The organism is Pseudomonas sp. IC_126 (assembly GCF_004331835.1).
Taxonomy (GTDB): domain Bacteria; phylum Pseudomonadota; class Gammaproteobacteria; order Pseudomonadales; family Pseudomonadaceae; genus Stutzerimonas.
The window spans coordinates 147,989-171,402 of sequence record NZ_SJSS01000002.1 but is presented as its reverse complement, the minus strand read 5'-3'; the positions used below and the strand labels follow the sequence as shown (position 1 = coordinate 171,402).

The window sequence follows — 23,414 nt, the reverse complement described above, 5'->3', positions numbered from 1 at the left end:
TTCATCGTGCGCGAGTAAAAGGGTAGCCTTGGCTACCCTTTTTCTTTTTCGTTTTTCGTAAAAACTTCTTTTGCGTCGGCCCCAGGGTCACGATTCAGGATCTGCCATGTCACTCGATATCGTCATTCTCGCTGCCGGTCAGGGCACGCGCATGCGCTCCGCTCTACCCAAGGTACTTCACCCGGTTGCCGGTCAGTCCATGCTGGGTCATGTGATCGAGACCGCCCGAGGGCTCGAGCCCAAAGCCATCCACGTGGTGATCGGTCACGGCGCCGAGCAGGTGCGTGCGCGCCTGGCCGCGGACGATCTGAATTTCGTGGTCCAGGCCGAGCAGTTGGGAACAGGACACGCGGTTGCCCAGGCACTTCCGGCGCTCACGGCAGAGCGGGTGCTGATCCTTTATGGTGACGTGCCGCTGATCGAGGCGGCGACGCTCGAACGACTCCTGCACAAGGTCGGCCCGCAGCAGCTTGCGTTGCTGACGGTAAAGCTGACCGACCCGACCGGTTATGGCCGGATCGTGCGCGACGGTCAGGGCGTGGTCCAGGCGATTGTCGAACACAAGGACGCGTCGCCCGAACAAAAGCTGATAGCCGAAGGCAACACCGGCATTCTGGCGGTTCCGGGTGAGCGACTGGGCGACTGGCTGGGACGGCTCTCCAACAGCAATGCACAAGACGAATACTATCTGACCGATGTGATCGCCATGGCCGTCGCCGATGGGCTGACGGTCGCTACCGAGCAGCCGCAGGATGCGATGGAAGTACAGGGCGCCAACGATCGCATTCAATTGGCTGAGCTCGAGCGGCACTATCAGCAGCGTGCGGCGCGCCGTCTGATGGCTCAGGGAGTCACGCTACGCGACCCGGCACGCTTCGATCTGCGTGGCGAAGTGAGTGTCGGCCGCGATGTCTTGATCGACGTGAACGTAATCCTCGAAGGCCGAGTGGTGATTGAGGATGGCGTGGAGATCGGACCCAATTGCGTTATCCGCGACAGCACGCTGCGCCGCTGTGCGGTGGTCAAAGCTAACAGCCATCTGGAAGGTGCCGAGCTGGGCGAGGGCGCCGACTGCGGGCCATTCGCGCGCCTGCGTCCCGGAGCGGTGCTGGGGGCCAAAGCGCACGTCGGCAATTTCGTCGAAGTAAAGAATTCGCGCATGGGCGAAGGCGCCAAGGCTGGCCACCTGGCCTATCTCGGTGACGCCGAAATCGGCGCACGGACCAACATCGGCGCCGGCACCATCACTTGCAATTACGACGGTGCCAACAAATACCGCACGGTGCTGGGCGAGGACGTGTTCATCGGCTCCAACAGCTCGCTGGTTGCCCCGGTCAACCTCGGTGATGGCGCTACCACGGGCGCCGGTTCCGTGATCACGGCCGATGTGCCCGCAGGTACTCTGGCACTCGGGCGGGCTCGGCAGGCGTTGGTCAAGGGCTGGCAACGCCCGCAGAAAACGCGCAAATAACACTGATGATGCGCAGCTAGGGCTCGGTGCGCTTCGGTGTTCTTACAGGCGGTACTCAAGGGATTTCGTATTCGGTCGACTTCATAAGGCATAACGTCTAAAGGAAGCGATCATGCCCTCCCTTACCCGCCTGTCCATCCAGTGGAAGCTCACCCTGCTGGCTGGCCTTTGCCTTTTGCTCATCGTCGGCCTGTTGGTCGGCGCTTCGCTCTATCAATCGCGTCAGGCCACCGTTCTGGTCAGCGCATCTAGCGGTGCCATGCTGGAGGAGTCCGCACGCAACAATCTGCAAGCGCGTGGCTTGGCGCAGGCTCTGCGCATCGAGCGACAGTTCAACGATGCCTATCAGTACGGCCAGGGTATCGTCCGTCAGGTGCTGTCCCTGCGCGAGCAGGCCATCGAGCGGATGGCCAACGCCTTCGAGCTTCGTGAGGATTTGCACCATCAGATCAAGACGGCGCTGGAAGCCAATCCCGACCTGATCGGTCTTTACGTGGTGTTCGAGACCGACGCGCTGGACGACAGGGATGGCATGTTCATAGACAACGCCGAGATGGGCGGCAACGACACCGGACGATTTTCGCTGTACTGGTCGCAGCGCAAGCCTGGCCAACTCAGTGCTGAGACCATGAGCGAAGAGGAACTCGCCGATACCTCATCCAGCATCACGGGCGCACCCTACAACGCCTGGTACAGTTGCCCGCGCGACAGCGCCCGGGTCTGTGTACTCGAGCCTTATTTCGACGAGGTGGAAGGGAAGCCGCTGCTGATGACCAGCGTCGCCTTCCCCCTGATAGAAGACGACAAGGTCATCGGCGTCGTCGGTGTTGATATCAGCCTGGCTTCGCTGCAGCAGCTCAGTCAGGAGGCGCAACAGGTTCTTTATCAGGGCGAAGGCCATCTGAGCGTGATCAGTCCTGCCGGATTCCTGGCCGGCCATAGTCGCGACGCCGGTCTGCTCGGCAAACCGTTGAGCGCCGCGTTCGGTGCCGAGAGCGAGGCGATCGGCCGCGTGGTCGATGCCGGCAAGCCGGTGCTGCTCGACGAGGGCGACATGCTGCGGGTGTTGCAACCCGTACAGCCAGTGCCGGAAGTCGAACCCTGGGCGATTCTGCTGGAGGTGCCACGTCAGGTGCTGCTCGCTCCGGCAGCGCGTCTGGAGCAGACGCTGCAGGCTCAGAGCCAGGAGAACAGCATGATCGCCCTAGCTATCGGTCTCGGTGCGGTGTTATTGGGCCTGGCGCTGATGTGGCTAACCGCGCGGGGCGTGACCCGTCCTATCGAAGGCGTGGCGGCGATGCTCAAGGACATCGCCAGTGGCGAGGGCGATCTCACCCGACGACTGGAATACACCCGAGAGGATGAATTGGGCGAGCTGGCCGGATGGTTCAATCGTTTTCTCGACAAGCTGCAGCCAACCATCGCCGATGTGCAGCGCTCGGTTCAGGACGCGCGCAGCAGCGCCGACCAGTCTGCAGCGATCGCCATGCAGACCAGCGCCGGCATGCAGCAACAGTTCCGCGAAGTCGAACAGGTGGCGACCGCATCGCATGAAATGAGCGCCACGGCGCAGGATGTCGCGCGCAACGCTGCGCAGGCAGCGGAGGCCGCACGGGCAGCCGATCAGGCAACGCACGAAGGGCTGGGTGTCATCGATCACACCACGCGTAGCATCGACGGCCTCGCCGGTGAACTGAACCATGCCATGGGACAGGTCGAAACGCTGGCTGCTAGCAGCGAACAGATCGGCTCGGTGCTCGAAGTGATTCGCGCAATCGCCGAGCAGACCAACTTGCTGGCGCTCAATGCCGCTATCGAGGCGGCGCGGGCAGGCGAGGCCGGGCGTGGTTTCGCCGTGGTGGCCGATGAAGTTCGCAACCTCGCTCGACGCACCCAGGAATCCATCGAAGAAATTCGTCAGGTCATCGAACGTCTGCAGAGCGGAACTCGCGACGTGGTCACAGCGATGCAAGGCAGCCATGCTCAGGCGCAGGGCAGCGTCGATCAGGTAGGCAATGCCGTCGCTGCGCTGCGCAAGATCGGCGACGCGGTGGCGGTGATTTCCGACATGAACCTGCAGATTGCCAGCGCAGCCGAGCAGCAAAGTGCGGTAGCCGAAGAAATCAACCGCAACGTGGCTGGTATCCGCGACGTTACCGAATCGCTGTCTGGCCAGGCGGACGAATCGGCCCGCGTCAGCCAGGCGCTGAATCAGCTGGCCAATCATCAGCAAAGTCTGATGAGTTACTTCCGGGTTTGATGACTGGGAGTTGACGGCGCTGCTGGTTTAGGTTTTGATTCGCGCGTTTTTCTTTCGAATCGAAACTTAAGCATGTCGAAGCGCAACACTCCTCAACGACGCCACGCCATCCTTGCCATGCTCAACGAGCAGGGCGAGGTGAGCGTCGATGAGCTGTCCAGACGTTTCGAGACCTCCGAAGTGACTATCCGCAAGGACCTTGCGGCGCTGGAAAAGAACGGCCTGCTGTTGCGCCGCTACGGTGGCGCGGTGCCCTTGCCGCAGGAACTCATCGGCAGTTCACAGCCGGTTTCGCCGTGGAAGCAAGCCATCGCCCGAGGCGCCGTCGGCTGTATCCGCGAACATGCGCGCATCATTATCGATAGCGGCACCACCACCGCCGCGATGATTCCTGAACTGGGCAACAAGCATGGCCTGCTGGTGATGACCAACTCGCTGAGCGTGGTCAATGCCCTGCGTGAACTGGAACACGAACCGACCCTTCTGATGACGGGTGGCACCTGGGACCCGCATTCCGAGTCCTTTCAGGGGCAGGTGGCGGAACAGGTGCTGCGTTCCTACGATTTCGATCAGCTGTTCATCGGTGCCGACGGCATCGATCTGCAGCGCGGCACCACGACTTTTAACGAATTACTTGGCCTCTCGCGTGTCATGGCTGAAGTGGCGCGCGAAGTCATCGTGCTGGCCGAATCCGACAAGATCGGACGGCGCATCCCCAATCTGGAGTTGCCCTGGGGCGACATCCACACCCTCATAACGGACGACCGCCTCACTGCCGAGGCGCGTTCAAGTATTCAGGCTCGCGGCATCAAGCTGATCTGCGCAGCCATCGGAACCCATCAGGAGACCTGACCATGTGTGGCATCGTTGGCGCCGTCGCTGAACGCAACATCACTGCAATTTTGCTCGAAGGCCTCAAGCGTCTCGAGTACCGAGGCTATGACAGCGCCGGTGTGGCCGTGCTGGATGCAAGCGGCCAACTGCATCGCCTGCGCCGTTCCGGCAAGGTCGCCGAGCTGGAGCAGGCGCAACAGCACGAACAGCTCAGCGGTCGTCTGGGTATTGCTCACACGCGCTGGGCCACCCATGGCGCACCATGCGAGCGCAACGCGCATCCGCACTTTTCCGGCGAAGACCTGGCGGTGGTGCACAACGGCATCATCGAAAACCACGAAGCCCTGCGTCAGCAATTGAAAGCCCGGGGTTACGTCTTCGTTTCCGACACCGATACCGAAGTCATTGTGCATCTGCTGCACCACAAGCTCGATGAATACGGTGATCTCACCGTGGCGCTCAAGGCGGCGGTCAAGGAGTTGCATGGCGCCTATGGTTTGGCCGTAGTCAGTGCCAAACAACCTGATCGGCTGCTCGCCGCCCGTAGCGGCAGTCCGCTGGTGATCGGACTAGGCCTGGGGGAAAACTTCCTTGCCTCTGACCAGCTGGCCCTGCGTCAGGTCACCGATCGTTTCATGTATCTGGAAGAAGGCGATATCGCTGAGATCCGCCGCGACAGCGTGCAGATATGGGATGTCGCCGGCCAAGCGGTGGAACGCGAAAGCGTGCAATACCATGAAGGCGCGGAAGCGGCGGACAAGGGCGAATATCGCCACTTCATGCTCAAGGAAATCCACGAGCAGCCCAAGGTCGTGCAGCGCACGCTCGAAGGCCGCCTGGGCGACCACCAAGTGCTGGTGCAGGCGTTCGGTCCGCAGGCGGCCGAGCTGTTCGCCAAGGTGCGCAACGTGCAGATCGTTGCCTGCGGCACCAGCTACCACGCCGGTATGGTCGCGCGTTACTGGCTCGAGGAGCTGGCCGGCATTCCCTGCCAGGTCGAGGTTGCCAGCGAGTTCCGTTACCGCAAGGTGGTGGTGCAGCCCGACACGCTGTTCGTCACCATCTCCCAGTCCGGCGAAACCGCCGATTCGCTCGCGGCGCTGCGAAACGCCAAGGCGCGCACGGACGAGGAGGGGCGTTACCTCGCCAGTCTGGCGATCTGCAACGTGGGCATCAGCTCCCTGGTGCGCGAATCCGATCTCACCCTGCTGACCCAGGCCGGTCCGGAAATTGGCGTGGCTTCGACCAAGGCTTTCACGACCCAGCTGGTTGGCCTGTTGCTACTGACCCTGTCGCTGGGGCAGGTGCGTGGCACGCTTGCGCCGGCGCTTGAAGCCGAGCTGATCGACGAGCTGCGCCGCCTGCCGACGCGTCTGGGCGAAGCGCTGGCGATGGATACCACGGTGGAGAAGATATCCGAGCATTTCGCCGAAAAGCACCACACGCTGTTCCTCGGTCGTGGCGCGCAGTATCCGGTGGCGATGGAGGGCGCGCTCAAACTCAAGGAGATTTCCTATATCCACGCCGAGGCTTACCCGGCGGGCGAGCTCAAACATGGGCCATTGGCACTGGTCGACGCCGACATGCCGGTGGTGACCGTGGCACCGAACAACGAGCTGCTGGAAAAGCTCAAATCGAACCTGCAGGAAGTGCGCGCGCGCGGTGGCGAGCTGATCGTCTTCGCCGACCGTGAAGCCGGCATCGAGAATGGCGAGGGCACCTTCATCGTCAGCATGCCGCATATCCATGACGTGCTGGCGCCGATCCTCTATACGTTGCCATTGCAGCTGCTGTCGTACTACGTCGCGGTGCTGCGCGGTACCGATGTGGACCAGCCGCGTAATTTGGCCAAGTCAGTGACTGTGGAGTGAAGGCTCTGCGATGACGCTCTAAAGAAGAGTGGAGGCCCAATGGGACCTTCTCGTCTCAGCCAGTGCTTGCCTGCTCTAGTGCTGCGCCGGCCATGAACAGGGCGAAAGTCGCCTCGGCAGCGGCAAGTATCGCCGGCCATGAACTACAGCCGGCCGTTTCCAGTCGCGCAAGGAAGGTCGGCCAGAGCCTGGCGACGTCACCGTGTTCAAGGTAGCTAACCGGCGCTGAAGGATCGAACTGACGCTGCCGTTTTGCCAGGATTCTTCCGCCGAGACGCGAACCCTCAAGTACATAAGCGGCGCCCCAGCAGCTGGCCTCGTCCAGTAGTTCAGGCAGTGGCAATGTCGTTGGCGCCGGGCTGTCCAGCTCGCTGAGGTCAGCCAATAACAGGTGACGTCGCGTACGTGTGGGCCAATCATTTAGCAGCCGAACGATGCCAGCCTGTTCCAATGCGACTTCCACGGCACCCAGCGCGCGGCTGTGGGCACGCAAGAAATGGACGTAGCCGCCCTCATGATTGAAGTCAAAACCGGCATAGGCAGCATCGACTTGTGCGTGCAAAGGGGCGGTTGCATGCCTTAGGCGGGCCCGCAGCTCAGACATCGGTCAGATTGCCTTTTTGCAGCGCCAGTTGTATTCCGCTCGCCAGCTGCTCCTCGCGAAACGGCTTCTGGATGATCGGAAAGCCGGCCAAGCCGTGTTCGCTCAGCTCCGCATAGCCCGTGACTATTACCACCGGCAATTCGGGATTGCGCGCCCGCACTGCTCGCGCCAGCTCACCGCCGTTCATGTCCGGCATGGCGAAATCAGCTAGCAGTAGATCGACGTCGACGCTTTCGGCCAGCATTTGCAATGCCTGCTTGCCGCTGTCTGCTTCGGTCACCGAGAAACCCAGATACTGCAGCATCTGGGCCGTCACCTCGCGCACGCTGGGATCGTCATCAACCAGAAGGATGCTGTGGCGGCTGTTACTTTCTATTGAGGCCGCGCTCGATGGCATCAGCGGTTTCGCCTTCTGCGTTATCGTGGTTCGGGGCAGGAAGACTTTCACCGTAGTGCCGACGCCGGGTTCGCTCTGGATACGGGCTCCGCCACCGGACTGCTTGGCGAAGCCGAACACCTGCGCCAGTCCCAGGCCGGAACCTTTGCCGACTTCCTTGGTGGTGAAGAAGGGCTCGAAGGCTTTGCTCAATACTTCGTCGGTCATGCCTTCACCTGTATCGGCGACCGACAACACCACGTATTCGCCCGGGCCAGGATCTTCGGGACGTAAGGCCGGCTGGTCGATAACTACGTTACCGGTACCAAGGGTGAGCTGGCCGCTGTCGCCCATGGCATCACGCGCGTTGATCGCCAGGTTGAGGATGATCATTTCGATCTGAGTCGGGTCCACCAAGGCATGCCAGAGATTGTCTTGCGTATCGGTCACGATGGTCACATTACCGCCCAAGCTGCTCTTGAGCAGGCTTAGCAAGCCGACAAGAGTGTCGTTGAGGTTCACCGCTGTGGGCACCAGCTGTTGGCGCCGAGCAAATGCGAGTAGCTGGCTGGTTAATGTCGCACCGCGTTCGCCGGAGTCACGAATGTACTGTAAGCGGCGTAGGCAGCGCTCAACCGGTGCGCCGCGTTCCAGGTCGTTTTTTAGAAAGCTGGCACTGGTAAGGATGACCGTTAGCAGATTGTTGAAATCGTGGGCGACGCCCGCAGTCAGCTGGCCGACGGCTTCGAGCCGCTGCATCTGCTGCAGCGTGGCCTCGACGCGCTCGCGCTCTTGGATCTGCGTCAGTAGCTCGCGGTTGGCTTCGCCCAGCCTGTCGATCGTCGCAATTTCGCCGGTGATGTCCCGTGCGGCCGCATAGATGCGGCCGCCATCGGCTACTGCGGACCATGACAACCAGCGATAGCTACCGTCGCGATGGCGCAGTCGATTGACGTAACGGTTGGCGACCTCGCCCTGACCGATCCGGGAGGTCTCCTCCAGCGACTTCACAAGGTCGTCGGGGTGGACCAGCTCGAGCAACGAACTCTGCATCAGCTGCTCGCGGGGCCAGCCGAGTGTGTCTTCCCAGATTGGATTCAGCGCGATCGGCCACAGGTCCAACTGCGTGACTGCCAGCAGGTCGCGCGACAGTTCCCAGGTGCGGTCGCGTTCACGGGTGCGTTCTTCTACGCGCTCGCCCAAGGTTTGGTTTATGCGCTTGAGGGTTTGGGTCGCCAGTTGCTGCTCGGTAATATCCATTACCACACCGACAAAGCGCGTGCAGACACCTGCTTCGAAAAAGGCCTGACCGCGGGTTTCCATCCAGCGAATGCTGCCGTCCTCAAAGAGCACACGGTACTTAGCGCGATACTCGTGATCGTTCTCCAGAGTGTTGGCCCGCTCGATTTGAATGCGCATGGCCCCGCGATCGTCTGGATGGCAGAGCTGTTCGAACAATGACATATCTACCGGGGTGTCTGCCGAGACGCCGAACATCGCACGACAACGCTCGTCCCATATGAGGGTGTCGCTTTGCGGCTCGTAATCCCACATGCCCAAGCGTGCTGCATCGATGGCCAGCCGGGCGCGCACCTCCACTTCCCGCAACGCCTGCTCAGCCTGCTGGCGACGACGGCGTTCGTTGACTTCACCCAGCGCCCGTTCGACGGCTTTCGGTAGAAAGCTCAGGTTCTTCTTGAGTACATAGTCGATGGCACCGGAGCGCATCATGTTGACCGCGTTCTCTTCGCCAAATACACCTGAGAGGAAGATGAAGGGTGTCTCCGGAGCCAGTCTGCGAGCGTCCTGGAGAGCCTGACTACCGGAGTAATTCGGCAGGATGAAATCGGCCAGTATCAGGTCGAACTCGTACCGCTGCAGCGTCTCGACGACGCCCGCATGGTCATAGACCCGCTCGGCATGCGTCAGTGTATAACCGCTGCGCTCCAGTGATAGTTGGGCCAGTTCGGCATCGTGCGGACTGTCCTCGATGAACAGGACGCTGATGTTCTTTAGTGTTGGCATTTTGACCCGGTTGTGGAAAGCAGGTGCTGAGGCAGCGCACCATGTGTCAGCAGGCGGCAGGTCGTTCAGTTCTTTTCTTCGCTGCTTGACCCTCGCTTGAACCGCAGGGAGCCGGGTGGCGGCTCGTTGAGCACCGCCCAGAAGATGCCGAGATCGGATATCGCTGCGACGAAATCCTTGAATTCGACCGGCTTTACCACGTATGCGTTCACTCCGAGTTCATAGGCTTTGAGCAGATCGGGTTCTTCCCGCGAAGAGGTCAACATGACAACCGGGATGCTACGTAGCTCGGTGGTTTCACGCACAATCTTGAGCACTTCCAGTCCATCAACTTTCGGCAACTTGAGATCCAACAACAGTACCGCCGGATTGCCATCGGCACGCCCAGAGTGGTCTCCGGTGCGCAAGAGGTAGCTCAGCGCTTCTGCACCGTCACGCATGATCACTACGTCGTTGGCCAGCTGACTGCGCTCCAGCGCAATCAGCGTTAGCTCCAGGTCGTGGGGATTGTCCTCAACCAGCAGTATTGGTTTCAGCATTGCTTGTCTCGATTCAATAGAGGAGATGTATAGGCCAATTTAGGAAGTGAGAAATAGAAGGTAGCGCCCTTGCCCAGTTCGCTCTCGGCCCAGACACGTCCATCATGGCGTTCAATGATGCGGCGCACGCTCGCCAGACCAATTCCAGTGCCCTCGAACTCTTCCATGCGATGCAGCCGCTGGAAAACGCCGAACAGCTTGCTGGCATATTGCATGTCGAAGCCCACGCCGTTGTCACGTATGTAAACCATGACTTCGCCGTGGCGTTGCTCGGCGCCTATCTCGATCACCGCTAGCTCCTGCGTGCGGGTGTACTTCACCGCGTTTCCGATCAGGTTGCGCAATGCCATATGAAGGAAAGCCGCATCGGCCACGACGATCGGCATTGGCAGCAGATGCCATTCGATCTGCCGACCTTCGCAGTCCGGGATGAGCTCGTCGCGGATCGACGCTACCAGCGCACTGAGATCTACATCGGACATGCGCAATGCGGAGCGGCCCATTTGCGAAAAGGTCAATAGATTGTCGACCAACGTGCCGGCGAAGCTAGCGGCATCGGAGATGTTTTCCAGAAAGCGCAGCCCGCGCTCGCTTAGCTGGCTACCTTCCAGTTCGCCAAGCAACTCGGTGTAACCGGCGATATGGCGCAGCGGCGCACGTAAATCATGGGATACGCTGTATGAAAACGATTCCAGCTCCTGGTTGCTGGCATGCAGTTCGCCGGCTAACTGGGCCATTTCCTCAGCCTTGCGCAGTACGATGCCGAGCACCGCGTTGCGCAGCTCGAGCGCGCCTTCGATTTCGTCCTGTTCCCAGAGGGTCGCATAGCCCCTCAGAGTCTCCTGCCACCGCTCGAAACTGTGACGCGGGCTGAGGGCACCACTGCCATGGTCGACTCGTTTTTCCGGTTGTCCGGCCCAATCGACGGTCTTGATCTGCTCGCGACGGAACCAGATCAAGTAATGCGCATGCAGGCGGGAGATAGAGATTGCCATGACTCCGGCGCAATGCTCCGCCAATTCTGGAAAGTCCGGAATGTCGCGGGAAACGCAGTCGCTGTGGTAGATCACCCTGTCGCGCTGCTCGCCCAGCCAGTGGGCCAGTTGCAAGATCTGTTCATGATCTGGAGTTTGGCCGATGGTTTCACAGGTTTCCGCGGAGATGATCGCGGCACCATGGGCACCGGCAAAATCGAGCGCCACTTCCGGTAGCTGACGAAAGCCTTCTACTACGCTGTCGTGGTCGGCCATCGCTGACAGCAGGTGCACGATCTGCTGGCGCAATTCGAGCTTGCGTTGCGCCAGGGTTTCGACCTCCCGTGCCTCGATCTGCAGCGCCAGGATGCGTCCGAGAAGCTCGCATGACGTACGGGTCTGGTAACTGACTTGTCGTGGCTCCGCATCGTGACAAGAGATCAATCCCCAGAGCCGCCCGCGGACGACGATAGAGATCGACATCGAGGCCAGCGTGCCCATGTTGCGCATGTATTGCAGATGCACCGGGGAAACGCTACGTAATGCCGCAAAGCTCAGATCCAGCGGCTCGTCAGTCGTGGGATTCAGTGCCGGAACCAGCGGCGAGGGCTGATAGTTGGCGTCCTGGATGACACGGATCAGGTTTTGCTGGTACAGCAGACGAGCCTGCGGCGGGATGTCGGATGCCGGAAAGCACAGTCCTAGATAGCGCGCATAGCCCGGGTCGGCCTCTTCGGCCAGCACCAAACCGTTGCCGTCGGCATCGAATCGGTAGGCCTTGACCCGACCGAATCCGGTGATCCGCTTAAGCTCTTTGACCGCGAGCTGACAAAGGCCTTCCAGCTCGCGGGTCTCCTCCAGCTGCACGACGAAGGTGCGCATCAGTGGATAGAGTGAATTATAGGCGTCAAGGGGGTTGCCGGCCCGTTCGAACTCCAGGATCAGCTGACCCTTGCGGCGGTGCGCCATTACCGCGAAAACGCTTTCTTGTCCGTTGAGGCTGAAGCTCACATCGCTCAGGTGAAAAGGGTTCTGATCATCCTCGGCTAGCGCCGCCAGGCCGGCATCGATTCGATCAATACTGAGTAACGAAGACAGCGGCTTGCCTAGCAGCGCCTGCGCATCAAGGCCCAGCCAGTACCGTACGTTCTCGCTAGCCTGCAACACTCGCAGCTGCGACTCGTCGACTGCCAGAAGAAAACCGTGTGGCTGGATACTGCCGGGGATATGGATGGGTTCTTCTGCGCATCGGTCGATGGCCTCGAGCAGGTCCTCGGTAGTGGTCATTTTGTGTCCTTGGTCGGGTCCTGTCCGGACCGAAAGCGACAGGCAGGCACCCATGCGAGTTGCTACCTATTGTCAGTGACAGTGTCGGTGATCGCGATGGCCTATGTTGGAATCGATAATGGACCGGATTGTTTGGCAGGGCACTTTAACCCGACCGAACTGGCTCGCCAATGCGGCGAGCTATATAAACAGACCACGATGAAGGGCCATGACAGAAGGCAACAGGCAGGAATCACGATGCCGACGCGCGCGAGTCCAGGGCCGGGCAAGGTGCGCCGCGCTCGCAACGATCCGACGGCAGAGTGTCAGCTAACATGCCCGCCGTCGACAGGCGCATGCTTGGCCATGAGCTCGACGATCCAGTCGATGAAGGCACGCAGCTTGGCGCTGACGTGCCGGTTCGGCGGGAAGGCGATGTACATCGGCATTGGATCGAGTCGCCAGCCTTCGAACAGCGGCACCAACTCGCCGCGCGTGGCGTGCTCGGCTGACATGTAATGCGGCAGCCAGAGCACGCCGAGGCCGGCCAAGCCAGCGGCGAGGTACGCGTTGCCGTCATCGACCGATAACGCATAGCGGCCGAGCAAGCTGTTGCTCTCACCCTCGCAGCGCATGGCGTACGGAGCGGCCTTGCCGGCACGTGCCCAGACGAACCCTACGATGCGGTGATGCGAGTCTTCCAGCTCCCGCGGATGCTGCGGCGTGCCAGCGCGTTCCAGGTAGCCCGGCGCGGCGTACACGCCGAGTTGCAGTTCGCCGACGCGCCGGGCCACCAGCGATTGGTCGGTGAGTTCGCCGCCGCGCACGACGCAATCCACGTTCTCGCCGATCAGGTCCACCGTGCGATCACTTACGCCCAGGTCCAGCTGAATGTCGGGGTATCGCGCATAGAACGCTGGCAGCGCGGGTATCAGAATCAGCCGGGCGAAGGGACTGGGCACATCCACCCGCAGCCTGCCGCGCGGCGATGCCGAGGCGCCGGACAGGCTTGTCTCGGCGTCGTCCAGATCGGCCAGCAGGCGCAGCACATGCTCGTAATAGACGGCACCGTCTGCAGTGACCCCAACCTTGCGTGTGGTGCGGTTGAGCAGCCGCACGCGCAACCGTGCCTCCAGCTGCTGCACCAGTTGCGTCACGCTGGTTCTGCTCGTGCCGAGGGTCTCGGCAGCCTTGGTGAAACTACCGGTTTCCACTACGCGGGCGAACGCCTGCATCGCATCGAAGCGGTCCATCTTGGCTCCACCGTTCCAGGAATTGTTTGGATTCTACAAACAATGATGACCGGACTTGCCTGTTTATCCCGCGCAACGGCGCGCCTAGATTCATGTCTCCCTGAATGACGGGGCGGTTCGACCCCAATTGGAGAATTCCATGACACAGCGCGACGTTGTTTTTCCACCCGCACGCCAGGCGCTCTACGAGCGAAACCGCTACTCGCCGGCAATCCGCTCTAACGGACTGCTGTTCGTTTCCGGGCAAGTCGGCAGTCGCGAGGACGGCTCGCCCGAGCCTGAGTTGGAAGCCCAGGTCAGGCTCGCGTTCGAGAATTTGAATGCCATCCTCAAGGCAGCGGGCTGCACGTTCGATGACGTGATTGACGTGACCTTGTTCATCGTTGATCCCGAAGCGCAATTCGACACGATCTGGAAAGTCGTGCCGGACTATTGGGGCAGCGCGCCCCACCCGACTCTGACAGCCGTCGGCGTGACCTGGCTCTACGGCTTTCAATTCGAAATCAAGGTCATCGCCAGACTGCCGGAAGCCGCGGGTAGCTGATGTCTATTTCGCGTAAGTCGTGTGCGACGGTGCTTGCGGCGCCGCATCCTCGAAACGATCGACCTGGCGCAGGCTCCTGAAGCCGAGCAGCCAACCGCCCGTTACTGTCAGGGTGCAGGCGCAGCCCAGCAGCGCCGCCGGCACCGCGCCGAACCAGGCGGCGCTGGTTCCAGCGCGGAATTCGCCGAGCTCGTTGGATGAGCCGATGAACAGCATGTTCACTGCGTTGACCCGACCGCGCATGGCGTCCGGTGTGGAGAACTGGATCAGCGAGGAGCGGATGTACATGCTCACCATGTCCGCACCGCCGGCCACCATCAGCGCGGCGAAGGACAGCCAGAACAGGCTCGACAGCGCAAATACCAAATTGGCCAGGCCGAACAGCGCTACCGCCGCGAACATCACCAGCCCGACATGTCGATTGAACGGCCGCACGCTGAGATACAGTCCCACCGTCACCTCACCGACGGCCATGGCGCTGCGCAGTAGACCGAGGCCGGTAGGACCGACTTCCAGTACCTCCTGGGCATAGATCGGTAGCAGCGCTACCACGCCGCCCAGCAGCACGGCAAACAGATCGAGAGAAATGGTGCCGAGGATGATTGGCCGCGAGCGGATGAAGCCGATGCCGGCGGTGAAGCGCGCCCATGCGGTGGTTTCAAGCGCCTGGCGCTGTTCGGCATAGCGCACCGGGACGAAGCCCAGCAGCAGCGTGCCGGCGAGAAAACCGATCAGGCACAGGCCATAAGTCAGGCCTCCGCCCCCGAGCGCATAGAGACCACCGCCGAGCACTGGGCCTGCGATGGTAGCGCTGCGCATGATCATGCTGTTGGCGGCGATGGCCGCGGCCAGACGCTCGCGCGGGACGATCTGCGGCAGCAGGCTGGACAGCGCCGGCCCAGTGAAGGCACGCGCGCAGCCGTAGAACACCAGCACTCCGTAGTAGTAGCTCACCACCGCGTCGGTCAGCGACAGCCACAGTAGCGCGGCGGCGCACAGCGCTTCCACCAGCCAGCTCAGCCCCAGGATCAGTTTGCGGTCGAAGCGGTCGATCAGATCCCCCGCCGGTAGCAACAGAAGCAGCATCGGGACGAACTGGGCCAGGCCGACATAGGCCAGCGACAGTGGATCGCGCGTGAGGTCGTAGACCTGCCAGGCCACGACCACGGCCTGAATCTGCATGGCGAAGACCGCCAGCAAACGTGCAGCGAGAAAGGGGACGAAACCGGGAAGGCGGTAAACGGATATGGACGTCGCGGTCACGGCAGGGTCCTGTTGCAGAGTCGTTCGTGAAGCGGCTCCGGGGGGCAGGCCGCAGCGTCAAGGCAGTCGGGCAATCTACTGGAAAGCACGGCAGACGCGCAAAGGGCGTCCAGATTGCAGCGATCCAGGCACGTGCCTAACCGCTATGACCAGCCAGGAGCCGTTGCGGGCTGGCCGACTGCATCCGAAATGGGCGGATCGAAACAGCGCGGGGCTGGCTCGCGTGCGTTCGGGCTTGTATAAACTCGCCTTCAAGCGCGTATTTCACGAATGGGGGGCGCATGGAAGAGGTAATCGAACAGCTGCGAGAACTCAACGAGCCGGTACCGGTGCCGTTGGAACTGCCAGACGATGACCGTCTGGTCGAGGTCGAAGAAGAGCTGCTGATCAACTTGCCGTTCGGCCTGCGCGAATTTCTGCTGACGGTCAGCGATGTCGTCTATGGCCGGCTCGAGCCGGTGACCGCCGATCCACAATCGCATACCTATCTGCCGGAAGTGGCGGCGAACGCCTGGGATGCCGGCGTGGCGCGGGATTTGTTGCCGATCTGTCAGGACGGGCCTGACTACTACGTGGTCGATCTGGAAGGCGAAGTCATGCTGTTCGATGGTGGCGCGCATGAACTCACCGATGAAAGCTGGGAAACCGTGTGGCACTGGGTGCGCGACGTTTGGTTGGAAAGTTGAGCCGCTTGGTTCTACGCAACGAGACGCCAAGGTCATGGTGACGCTCGGCAACCTGTGCGTTTTCCTCCTGCTGATGACAGCAGCCGCCTGGCTCTGGCATTCCCATGGCATACGCGAGCGCGCGCTGGCATCGGTGCGCCGTCATTGCGAAAAGATGGATGTCGATCTGCTCGATGGCAATGTCGCGTTTCGCCGCCTTGGATTTGTGCGCGACGCGCGCGGGCAACGCCGCTTTGCGCGCGTCTACGGCTTCGAATTCACCGTGACGGGCGAGCAGCGCCATCAGGGCAGCATCGTCATGTTCGGTCCGCGACCGGGGCCGATCGAGATGGAAGCGCATCCCTTCAAGGCCCCGCCGGATTCGGGGCGGGTCATCCAGATGGACGATTGGCGTCGCGGTGACTGATTTTGCCGGTTAAAGGCGGCAGGCGGCCATTGCTGCTTTCAGTAGCGCTTCGTCTCCGGGTGCGTTGAAAATCAATTCGAGCCGCGAATCCTTTCGCCATTCGCTGGGCTTGAATATCAGCGCCTCGCCCGCCAAGGCATTGGCCGAACGCCAGCCCTCGGGGCTATGAAGCACCAGCTTCGCCCGGCGCCAATCCAGGCTGCCAAGCCACCTTTCGATGCGCTGCAGATCGAAACGCTGACTTGAATGCCAACGCCAACCGATGCTCCAACCGTCTGCGCTTGCCTGGCTTTGGCAGACCGGCTGTTGCGGATTCAGCCAGACACTGCCGGCTGGTTGCACTGAGGCGGCCAGGGGTGATGGAGTCTCGGCTTGTGCGTCGGCTCGCTGGTCGATACCCGGTAGCGCCGTGATCGGCAATTCGCCCTGGGTCGTCCAGCGCAATGGCAATGAGGGCAGCCTCGCCATGATGCGCTGGCGATCTGCCTGATCCAGCGCCTCGCTTTTATTCAGCACCAATAGGCCACTGCGCTGAAGCGCTTGCTGCACGCTGGGTGGCAAGGGCTCGTCACGCGCAAGGGAGGCGGCATCGAGCACCGTCAGGCAGGGCTGCAGCGCCAGGACACCCTGCCATGGCGGCGCGCCGAGTTGCGTGAGCAGTTCAGCAGGATGGCCCAGCCCGGAAGGTTCGATAAGCAGCCGATCCGGTTTGGCCTTGCGTAACAAGCGGCCCAGACCGACCTGGAAGGGCACGCCGTTGACGCAGCACAGGCAGCCGCCGGCGACTTCCGCGAGACTGATGCCCGCTTCGTCGGTGGTCAGCAGCGCTGCGTCGAGGCCGATCTGGCCGAACTCGTTGATCAACACCGCCCAGCGCTCGTTTGCCGGCTTCTGCGATAGCAGCGAACGGACCAAGCTAGTCTTGCCGGCGCCGAGTGGGCCGCAGATTACATGAGTCGGTATTTGAGTCAGCATGGCGCCATGGTGCGCATTTGGCGGATGGATTGGAAGCGGCCGCGCAGCCCGCATGCTAGAGTCGCCGCGGTCAGATGAGGGGTAATCGATGCGTCTAATGTCTTTTCTGCTGCTATCGCTGAGTGTCGCCGGCCAGGCCTGGGCCGATGGCTGCGTCATTCACAGCCAGGACGAGCGCATCGAGGTGAAGGTCTGCCAGCAGAACCGCAACATTCCGGCTGAATTGTTCCGCTCGGGATTCTGCCAGCCCGAACTCAAGGGGCAGAAGGTTGAGGTCAGCTTCGTGGAGCAGTGTCCCGGCGGCGCCTTCGGAGTCTGCCGCAACGCCCAGGTGTCCAACATGCCCTATCGACAGGATATTCACTATTACGGCATCGCCAGCGACGCGCGCTTCCTTCAGCCGGCCTGCGAGCAGACCAGTGACGGCGAGTGGGTGATTCCATGAGTGCTCATGGGCGTTCCACGTGAAACGTCGCTTTCCTCCCTGTAACAGGGTTCGTCTCGAGCCTGGCCATGTCGAACCACATACTGCCGTAGCTTGCGAAGTTGAGAAGCGTTAGCATTACGATCTCGACGGCAAAGAGCAGCAGCCATGGCAACCCAGGGGATGGTTCGGCAACAGTTGGTACATCGACTCTATGTCGATCATCAGGGTTGGCTGAATGGCTGGTTACGCCGTCAGCTCGGCTGCAGCCAGAAGGCAGCGGACCTGGCGCAAGATACTTTCGTACGTGTCCTGACCAAGGATCATGGCCTCGAAGCGATTCGTGAACCGCGCGCCTTCCTGCATACCGTTGCCAAAGGCCTATTGATCAATCACTGGCGCCGCAAGCAAATCGAGCAGGCCTATCTGGACGCGCTCGCCTTGCAGCCCGAGGCATTCGCGACGTCACCCGAGTCCCACGCATTGGTCGTCGAAACCCTGTTGCAGGTCGATGCGATGCTGGCGCGGCTTCCAGAGAAAGTTCGCCGTGCCTTCCTTCTTTCCCAGCTGCAGGGCATGACGTACGGGGCGATAGCCGCCGAGCTTGGCGTATCCGAACGCATGATCAAGAAATACATGGCGCAGGCCATGCTGCACTGCCTGACTCTGCTCGACGACGCGCCATGAGCCTCGATTATCAGGTACTGCAAGCCGCAGCCCAGTGGTTCGCGGTACTGCAATCCGATGCGATCAGCGAGTCTGATCGCCAGGCCTGGCGCGCTTGGGTCGCCTTACCCGAGCACGCCAAGGCCTGGCAGCGGGTGGAACAGATCAGCGGACGGTTGGAGCCGTTGACGGGCGACCCGTTCGGCTCCGCAGCGACGGTTCTGCTGCAGCGTCGCGAGCCGACTCGGCGGCACGCACTCAAGACCCTTTCGATTCTATGCGGCGGCGCCTTGCTGACGTTCGCCGGCGGTGCGCTGCCATGGCGTAGCTGGGCGGCAGACCATCGTACGGCGGTGGGGGAGGTGCGCGACTGGCGTCTGGATGATGGCTCACGGCTGTGGTTGAACACCGATAGCGCGTTGGCTGTCGCGTTCACCGATCAGGCTCGGCAGCTGTCGCTGCATCGTGGCGAGGCGTTGCTGCAAGCCTCTGACGAGCGACGCCCGCTGCTGTTGCGCACGTCCGAAGGCGACCTTCAGGCACGCGGCGCTGCGAGGTTTTCGGTACTGCAGCGCGATGGCAGTACTCAGCTCAGTGTGTTCGAGGGCACCATCGATATCCGGCCTGCCGGGCGCGATGGCGTTCATACCGTCCTGCAAGGCCAGCAAGTGGCGTTCGATACTCTGCAAATCAGGCTTGGTCGGCCGGTTCAGCCGGGCCGTCAGGCATGGAGTAGCGGCGTCCTGTTGGCCGATGATCTGCGTCTGGACGAGTTCGTGACCGAGCTGGCGCGCTATCGCCAGGGCTATCTCGGTTGTGATCCACGCATCGCCGGCCTGCGCGTGGTCGGCGCCTATCCGCTGGCTGATACGGAGCGGATTCTGGAGGCTCTGGCCAGTACATTGCCGTTGCGCATCAACCGGCGTTTGCCTTGGTGGGTCAGCCTCGAGCCGTCGACCGCCTGAAACGCAAATGTAAAAATTTCTCATCCGCAGTTCCCTTTTGCAGGGCGTCGCTGGGCATAACCGCATCGATCCCTATTTTTGCTCTCGCAAAAGGATGACCCATGCGCTCCATCGCTCCGCTTCGTCGTTCCAGCCTCTCCCGCGCCGTTCGCGCTGCCCTGTTCTGCCTGCCGCTAACAACGCTCGTCGCCTCGCCGACGGCGCTGGCACAGGCGGCCAGTCAGCAGGAGTTGCGCGGTTACGATATCCCAGCCGGTCCGCTGTCCAGCACGCTGAGCCGCTTTGCCGGCGAGGCTGGCGTGATGCTGTCGGTAGATGGTCGTCTCACCGAGGGGCGCGATTCGGCTGGCCTGCAGGGGCAGTATGGCGTCGCGGAGGGCTTCGATGTCTTGCTGCAGGGCAGCGGTCTGCAGGCGGTGCGTGATGAACGCGGCACTTACTCGCTGACGTTATCGCCGTCTCGCGAACAGGCCCAGGCCGTCGAGCTGAAGCCCATGGTGGTCGAAGGCTTCGCCCTGGGTAACGCGCTGGGCGAGATGGAAGGCTACAACGCCACCCACAGCAGCGTGGCGACCAAGACCAGCATGCCGCTGCTGGAAACGTCGCAGACGGTCTCGGTGGTCACGCGTCAGCAGATGGACGATCAGGGCTCGCTGACCGTGGCCCAGGCGTTGCGTTATACCCCCGGTGTAATGAGCACGCCTTATGGCGCCACCAGCCGCTACGATTATGTGGCCATGCGCGGGTTCAACGATGGCTCGGTGGACAATCTGTATCTGGATGGCCTCAAGATCATGGGTGACAGCGGCACCTACAGCACCATGCAGATCGATCCTTATTTTCTCGAGCGCATCGACGTGCTGAAGGGCCCATCATCGGTTCTGTATGGCCGCAGCCTGCCTGGCGGCCTGGTCGCAATGACTTCCAAGCAGCCGACGGAAGAGGTTTATCGGCAGGTCCAGGCGACGCTTGGCAGTAACGATCAGAAAGGCATCGGCGTCGATTTAGGCGGGCCGCTGGACGAAGAAGGAACGCTCTCCTATCGGCTGGTCGGCCTGGCGGACAAAGGTGATACCCAGTACGACCATGTGAAGTCGGAGCGCTATGCCATCGCTCCATCGCTGCGCATCGCCTTTTCCGAAGACACCGCGCTGACCCTGCAGGCCTATCTGCAGCACGACCCGGAAAGTGGTTATCACGGCGGCCTGCCTGCTGACGGCACTCTATATCGTCGTAATGGACGCTATCTCTCCGACGATTTCTTCGAGGGTGAGCCCGGGCACGAGAAGTTCGAGCGCACTCAGCAAATGCTCGGCTATCAGTTCGAGCATCGTTTCGACGATGTCTGGTCGATGCGTCAGAACTTCCGCTACCTGGATTCGAAAGTCGAGTCCGAACAGGTCTACAGCCTGGGCTGGGTGGGCGATTCGTCAGAACTGCTGCGTGGCTATACGGGCGCGGAGGAGCGCCTGCACTCGTGGATCATCGACAACATGCTGCAGGCCGAATTCGACACGGGCGCCGCCCGGCATACCTTGATCACCGGTGTCGATTATCAGCGTGGAAAGGCCAAGGTGGACTATTACGGCGGCACCGTCGGCAATCTCGATGCGTTCGATCCGGTATATGGCACGCCTGTTGTGGTTGGCGGCCCGTTCGGCCAGACCCGCCGGCTGGAGCAGACGGGTCTGTACATGCAGGACCTGATCGAGCTGGACCGTTGGCGTGTTTCCCTGGGCTTGCGTCAGGACTGGGTAGAAACCGAAGTGGTGTCAGACGGGGCGAGTGCGCCCTCGGGAAAGGACTCGGACCAGCTGACGACCCGCGCTGGCGTGCTTTATCTGTTCGATAACGGCGTGGCGCCTTATATCAGCTATTCGGAGTCGTTCAACCCGAACTCGACCAGTGACGCCAATGGTGATCCGCTTGACGCGACCGAAGGCACTCAATGGGAACTGGGCATCAAGTACCAGCCGGTGGGTACCGACGATCTGTATACCGCTTCGCTGTTTCACATCGAGCAGGAAAACCTCGCTTCCAAGCTCCCCAACGAGGATTTCTACAGGCCTATCGGGGCCGTACGCTCGCAGGGCCTGGAACTTGAAGCGCGTCTGCAGCTGACCGACAGCCTGCGTCTGCTGGCCAGCTACACCTTCACCGACATCGAATATTCCAAATCCGTGTTCAGCGCTGTGGACGCGACTCTGGATAACAAAGGCAATACCCCAACACAGTCGGTACGCCACATGGCGTCCATCTGGGCGGACTACCGTTTCATCGGCGATAGCCTGGAAGGGCTGAGCACCGGCGCTGGCATTCGTTATGTCGGCGAAGGCTGGGCCGATGCCGAAAATACGCAGCGCATACCGTCCTACACATTATTCGATGCCTCCGTCGGCTATGACCTCGCCAGGGTCGGGCTGGATGGCATGGATGTTCGGTTGAATGCAAACAATCTCACCGACAAACGATACGTGGCGGGCTGTGGCAGCAGCCTGAACTATTGCTATCTGGGTGAGGAGCGCAACGTCACTGCGACGGTCAGCTACGAGTTCTGATTTACAGGTACACACTCGCCGCCAGCCTTTCAGGCGGCGGCTTTTGCGTTCTCCAAGTGGTTATAACTGATGCGTTACATCTTCGTTCTACTGCACCGCTACATCGGCCTGGCCACGGCGTTGTTCCTGTTTCTTGCGGGCATCACCGGCGCGGTTCTGGCCTTTCACCACGAGCTGGACGAGTGGCTGAACCCCGAGTTCTACCACACCACCAGCGAAGGCCCGGTGCTGGCGCCGGGGGCGCTGGTCGAGCGCGTTCAGCAGGCCAACCCGCGGATGCAGGTCTGGTACATGGAATTCCCCGACGAGCCGGGGCATGCCGCCTTGATGGCGCTGGTGCCGCGCAATGATCCGGCCACCGGCAAGCCCTATGACGAAGAACCGGTGGTGCAGTACCTCGACGCGGTGACCGGAGAGCAGGTGGGCACACGTTACTGGGGCGAATGCTGCTTCTCGCGGGAGAACTTCGTGCCCTTCATGCTGGAGTTCCACTACAACCTTTCGCTGCCGGGCAACTGGGGGCTGTGGCTGATGGGCATCGTGGCGATCGCCTGGACGTTCGATTGCTTCGTCTCGCTGCTGCTGACCTTCCCGCGTGGGCGGCCGTTCTTCGGCAAGTGGTGGACGTCATGGAAGATCAAACGTCAGCGCATGAATCATGACGTGCACCGTGCCGGCGGGTTGTGGCTGTGGCTGCTGCTCACGCCAGTGGCGGTCAGCAGCGTGGCCATGAACCTACCCGAGCAGGTGTTCAAGCCGATGGTGTCGCTGTTCTCACCCGTCGAGCCGAGCGTCTACGAGGCGCGTGGCAGACTGCCAAAGGATGAGCTGGGCACCACCGCCTATGATTTCCATCAGGCCTATGACTACGCGATGCAGCATGCGGCCGAGCTGGGCCTGAGCGAACCCATCGGCGAGCTGTACTACAGCTTCGAATACAACTTCTACGGCGCGGGCTTCGGCGATCACGACAGCAACCAGGGCAACGCCTGGCTGTTCTTCCATGGCACTGATGGGACGCAGTTGCTGGGGCAGGAAATACCGGGGCAGGGCACGTTGGGTGAGCAGTTCCACATGTTGCAGCCGGCGATTCATGGCGGGCGCATCCTCGGAATGCCGGGGCGGATTCTGATTGCGGTGCTGGGCGTGGCGATTGCGGTGCTGTCAGTGACTGGTGTGGTGATCTGGTGGCGCAAGCTGCGCGCGAGGAGGGCGGCCACGCTCAGGCGCGAGGCGGAACTGGCGGTTTGATGGATCGCCTACACTGCTCGTGGGGTCGGTTGTCGAGCGGACCTGCCGTCAGGCTGATGTCTGATCGAGCCACGCTCCCGCGTGGGCACGCCTGGTGGCTTGCGTCTCGATCACAGCACCGGTTGGAGGCTCCCACGCAGGAGCGTGGGAACCACCAGGGTCACGGTGCAGTGAGTCGCCTCTCACCGGCGCACCGAGGTTGG

At 61.6% G+C, this 23,414-nt stretch carries 18 protein-coding genes and 2 pseudogenes; 13 read left to right on the top strand and 7 right to left on the bottom strand.

What is annotated here, in order from left to right:
* Positions 1–106 precede the first annotated feature (106 nt).
* From glmU to glmS, 5 genes and pseudogenes are all read left to right on the top strand, one after another.
* Positions 107–1,471 (top strand): bifunctional UDP-N-acetylglucosamine diphosphorylase/glucosamine-1-phosphate N-acetyltransferase GlmU, encoded by a 1,365-nt coding sequence (gene glmU, locus E0D86_RS06220; RefSeq protein ID WP_131649133.1) that lies wholly within the window; start codon positions 107–109, stop codon positions 1,469–1,471.
* Between the two features lie 112 nt (positions 1,472–1,583).
* Positions 1,584–2,825: pseudogene (locus tag E0D86_RS21855) on the top strand (chemotaxis protein); the annotation flags it as partial.
* A 390-nt stretch (positions 2,826–3,215) separates the two neighbouring features.
* A pseudogene (locus E0D86_RS21850) lies at positions 3,216–3,731 on the top strand (methyl-accepting chemotaxis protein); the annotation flags it as partial.
* 72 nt (positions 3,732–3,803) lie between these two features.
* A complete protein-coding gene (locus E0D86_RS06210) occupies positions 3,804–4,583 on the top strand; it encodes a DeoR/GlpR family DNA-binding transcription regulator (protein WP_131649131.1) in 780 nt (259 codons plus the stop codon).
* 2 nt (positions 4,584–4,585) lie between these two features.
* Positions 4,586–6,436, top strand: coding sequence for a glutamine--fructose-6-phosphate transaminase (isomerizing) (glmS, locus tag E0D86_RS06205; protein WP_131649130.1), 1,851 nt, complete (start codon positions 4,586–4,588; stop codon positions 6,434–6,436).
* Positions 6,437–6,491: 55 nt separating this feature from the next.
* Here the strand turns inward: glmS and E0D86_RS06200 are convergent, their stop codons facing one another.
* From E0D86_RS06200 to E0D86_RS06180, 5 genes are all read right to left on the bottom strand, one after another.
* Entirely contained in the window at positions 6,492–7,040 is a 549-nt protein-coding gene (locus E0D86_RS06200) for a biliverdin-producing heme oxygenase (protein ID WP_131649129.1), read from the bottom strand.
* A complete protein-coding gene (locus E0D86_RS06195; protein WP_131649128.1) occupies positions 7,033–9,441 on the bottom strand; it encodes a response regulator in 2,409 nt (802 codons plus the stop codon). The genes E0D86_RS06200 and E0D86_RS06195 overlap by 8 nt, the downstream gene beginning before the upstream one ends.
* Positions 9,442–9,506: 65 nt before the next feature.
* Entirely contained in the window at positions 9,507–9,980 is a 474-nt protein-coding gene (locus tag E0D86_RS06190; protein WP_131649127.1) for a response regulator, read from the bottom strand.
* Positions 9,974–12,241: an ATP-binding protein gene (locus E0D86_RS06185; RefSeq protein ID WP_131649126.1), complete on the bottom strand. Its 2,268-nt coding sequence runs from the start codon at positions 12,239–12,241 to the stop codon at positions 9,974–9,976. The genes E0D86_RS06190 and E0D86_RS06185 overlap by 7 nt, the downstream gene beginning before the upstream one ends.
* A gap of 305 nt (positions 12,242–12,546) precedes the next feature.
* Positions 12,547–13,473, bottom strand: coding sequence for a LysR family transcriptional regulator (locus E0D86_RS06180; protein WP_131649125.1), 927 nt, complete (start codon positions 13,471–13,473; stop codon positions 12,547–12,549).
* Positions 13,474–13,612: 139 nt separating this feature from the next.
* Here E0D86_RS06180 and E0D86_RS06175 point away from each other — a divergent pair, with 139 nt between their 5' ends.
* Positions 13,613–14,017, top strand: a complete 405-nt coding sequence (locus E0D86_RS06175) for a RidA family protein (RefSeq protein ID WP_131649124.1) — start codon at positions 13,613–13,615, stop codon at positions 14,015–14,017.
* Positions 14,018–14,020: 3 nt separating this feature from the next.
* Here E0D86_RS06175 and E0D86_RS06170 read toward each other — a convergent pair whose 3' ends face one another.
* Positions 14,021–15,280: an MFS transporter gene (locus E0D86_RS06170; protein WP_131649123.1), complete on the bottom strand. Its 1,260-nt coding sequence runs from the start codon at positions 15,278–15,280 to the stop codon at positions 14,021–14,023.
* Positions 15,281–15,561: 281 nt separating this feature from the next.
* On the opposite strand from E0D86_RS06170, the gene E0D86_RS06165 reads away from it, so the two are divergent.
* Positions 15,562–15,966 carry an SMI1/KNR4 family protein gene (locus E0D86_RS06165; protein ID WP_131649122.1) on the top strand — a complete coding sequence of 135 codons (405 nt, stop codon included), beginning with the start codon at positions 15,562–15,564 and terminating at the stop codon, positions 15,964–15,966.
* 34 nt (positions 15,967–16,000) lie between these two features.
* Positions 16,001–16,372, top strand: a complete 372-nt coding sequence (locus E0D86_RS06160; RefSeq protein WP_131649121.1) for a DUF3301 domain-containing protein — start codon at positions 16,001–16,003, stop codon at positions 16,370–16,372.
* Between the two features lie 9 nt (positions 16,373–16,381).
* Here the strand turns inward: E0D86_RS06160 and E0D86_RS06155 are convergent, their stop codons facing one another.
* Positions 16,382–17,347 (bottom strand): GTP-binding protein, encoded by a 966-nt coding sequence (locus tag E0D86_RS06155; protein WP_131649120.1) that lies wholly within the window; start codon positions 17,345–17,347, stop codon positions 16,382–16,384.
* Positions 17,348–17,435: 88 nt separating this feature from the next.
* Between E0D86_RS06155 and E0D86_RS06150 the strand changes: the two genes are divergently transcribed.
* The 5 genes from E0D86_RS06150 to E0D86_RS06130 all read left to right on the top strand — a co-directional run bounded on the left by E0D86_RS06150 (position 17,436) and on the right by E0D86_RS06130 (position 23,211).
* Positions 17,436–17,792, top strand: coding sequence for an NADH:ubiquinone oxidoreductase (locus tag E0D86_RS06150; RefSeq protein WP_131649119.1), 357 nt, complete (start codon positions 17,436–17,438; stop codon positions 17,790–17,792).
* Positions 17,793–17,939: 147 nt separating this feature from the next.
* Positions 17,940–18,458 carry a sigma-70 family RNA polymerase sigma factor gene (locus tag E0D86_RS06145; RefSeq protein ID WP_131649118.1) on the top strand — a complete coding sequence of 173 codons (519 nt, stop codon included), beginning with the start codon at positions 17,940–17,942 and terminating at the stop codon, positions 18,456–18,458.
* The gene (locus E0D86_RS06140; RefSeq protein WP_131649117.1) at positions 18,455–19,402 is read left to right on the top strand and encodes a FecR domain-containing protein; all 948 of its coding nucleotides are present in this window, start codon (positions 18,455–18,457) and stop codon (positions 19,400–19,402) included. The genes E0D86_RS06145 and E0D86_RS06140 overlap by 4 nt, the downstream gene beginning before the upstream one ends.
* A gap of 101 nt (positions 19,403–19,503) precedes the next feature.
* Positions 19,504–21,960 (top strand): TonB-dependent siderophore receptor, encoded by a 2,457-nt coding sequence (locus tag E0D86_RS06135; RefSeq protein WP_131649116.1) that lies wholly within the window; start codon positions 19,504–19,506, stop codon positions 21,958–21,960.
* Positions 21,961–22,029: 69 nt separating this feature from the next.
* On the top strand, positions 22,030–23,211 hold the full coding sequence (locus E0D86_RS06130; protein ID WP_131649115.1) for a PepSY domain-containing protein: 1,182 nt from the start codon (positions 22,030–22,032) through the stop codon (positions 23,209–23,211).
* Positions 23,212–23,414: the final 203 nt, after the last annotated feature.

Coding starts and splice junctions, on each gene's coding strand:
- glmU (WP_131649133.1), top strand. CDS start 107: ATGTCACTCGATATCGTCATTCTCGCTGCCGGTCAGGGCACGCGCATG.
- E0D86_RS06210 (WP_131649131.1), top strand. CDS start 3,804: ATGTCGAAGCGCAACACTCCTCAACGACGCCACGCCATCCTTGCCATG.
- glmS (WP_131649130.1), top strand. CDS start 4,586: ATGTGTGGCATCGTTGGCGCCGTCGCTGAACGCAACATCACTGCAATT.
- E0D86_RS06200 (WP_131649129.1), bottom strand. CDS start 7,040: ATGTCTGAGCTGCGGGCCCGCCTAAGGCATGCAACCGCCCCTTTGCAC.
- E0D86_RS06195 (WP_131649128.1), bottom strand. CDS start 9,441: ATGCCAACACTAAAGAACATCAGCGTCCTGTTCATCGAGGACAGTCCG.
- E0D86_RS06190 (WP_131649127.1), bottom strand. CDS start 9,980: ATGCTGAAACCAATACTGCTGGTTGAGGACAATCCCCACGACCTGGAG.
- E0D86_RS06185 (WP_131649126.1), bottom strand. CDS start 12,241: ATGACCACTACCGAGGACCTGCTCGAGGCCATCGACCGATGCGCAGAA.
- E0D86_RS06180 (WP_131649125.1), bottom strand. CDS start 13,473: ATGGACCGCTTCGATGCGATGCAGGCGTTCGCCCGCGTAGTGGAAACC.
- E0D86_RS06175 (WP_131649124.1), top strand. CDS start 13,613: ATGACACAGCGCGACGTTGTTTTTCCACCCGCACGCCAGGCGCTCTAC.
- E0D86_RS06165 (WP_131649122.1), top strand. CDS start 15,562: ATGGAAGAGGTAATCGAACAGCTGCGAGAACTCAACGAGCCGGTACCG.
- E0D86_RS06160 (WP_131649121.1), top strand. CDS start 16,001: ATGGTGACGCTCGGCAACCTGTGCGTTTTCCTCCTGCTGATGACAGCA.
- E0D86_RS06155 (WP_131649120.1), bottom strand. CDS start 17,347: ATGCTGACTCAAATACCGACTCATGTAATCTGCGGCCCACTCGGCGCC.
- E0D86_RS06150 (WP_131649119.1), top strand. CDS start 17,436: ATGCGTCTAATGTCTTTTCTGCTGCTATCGCTGAGTGTCGCCGGCCAG.
- E0D86_RS06145 (WP_131649118.1), top strand. CDS start 17,940: ATGGCAACCCAGGGGATGGTTCGGCAACAGTTGGTACATCGACTCTAT.
- E0D86_RS06140 (WP_131649117.1), top strand. CDS start 18,455: ATGAGCCTCGATTATCAGGTACTGCAAGCCGCAGCCCAGTGGTTCGCG.
- E0D86_RS06135 (WP_131649116.1), top strand. CDS start 19,504: ATGCGCTCCATCGCTCCGCTTCGTCGTTCCAGCCTCTCCCGCGCCGTT.
- E0D86_RS06130 (WP_131649115.1), top strand. CDS start 22,030: ATGCGTTACATCTTCGTTCTACTGCACCGCTACATCGGCCTGGCCACG.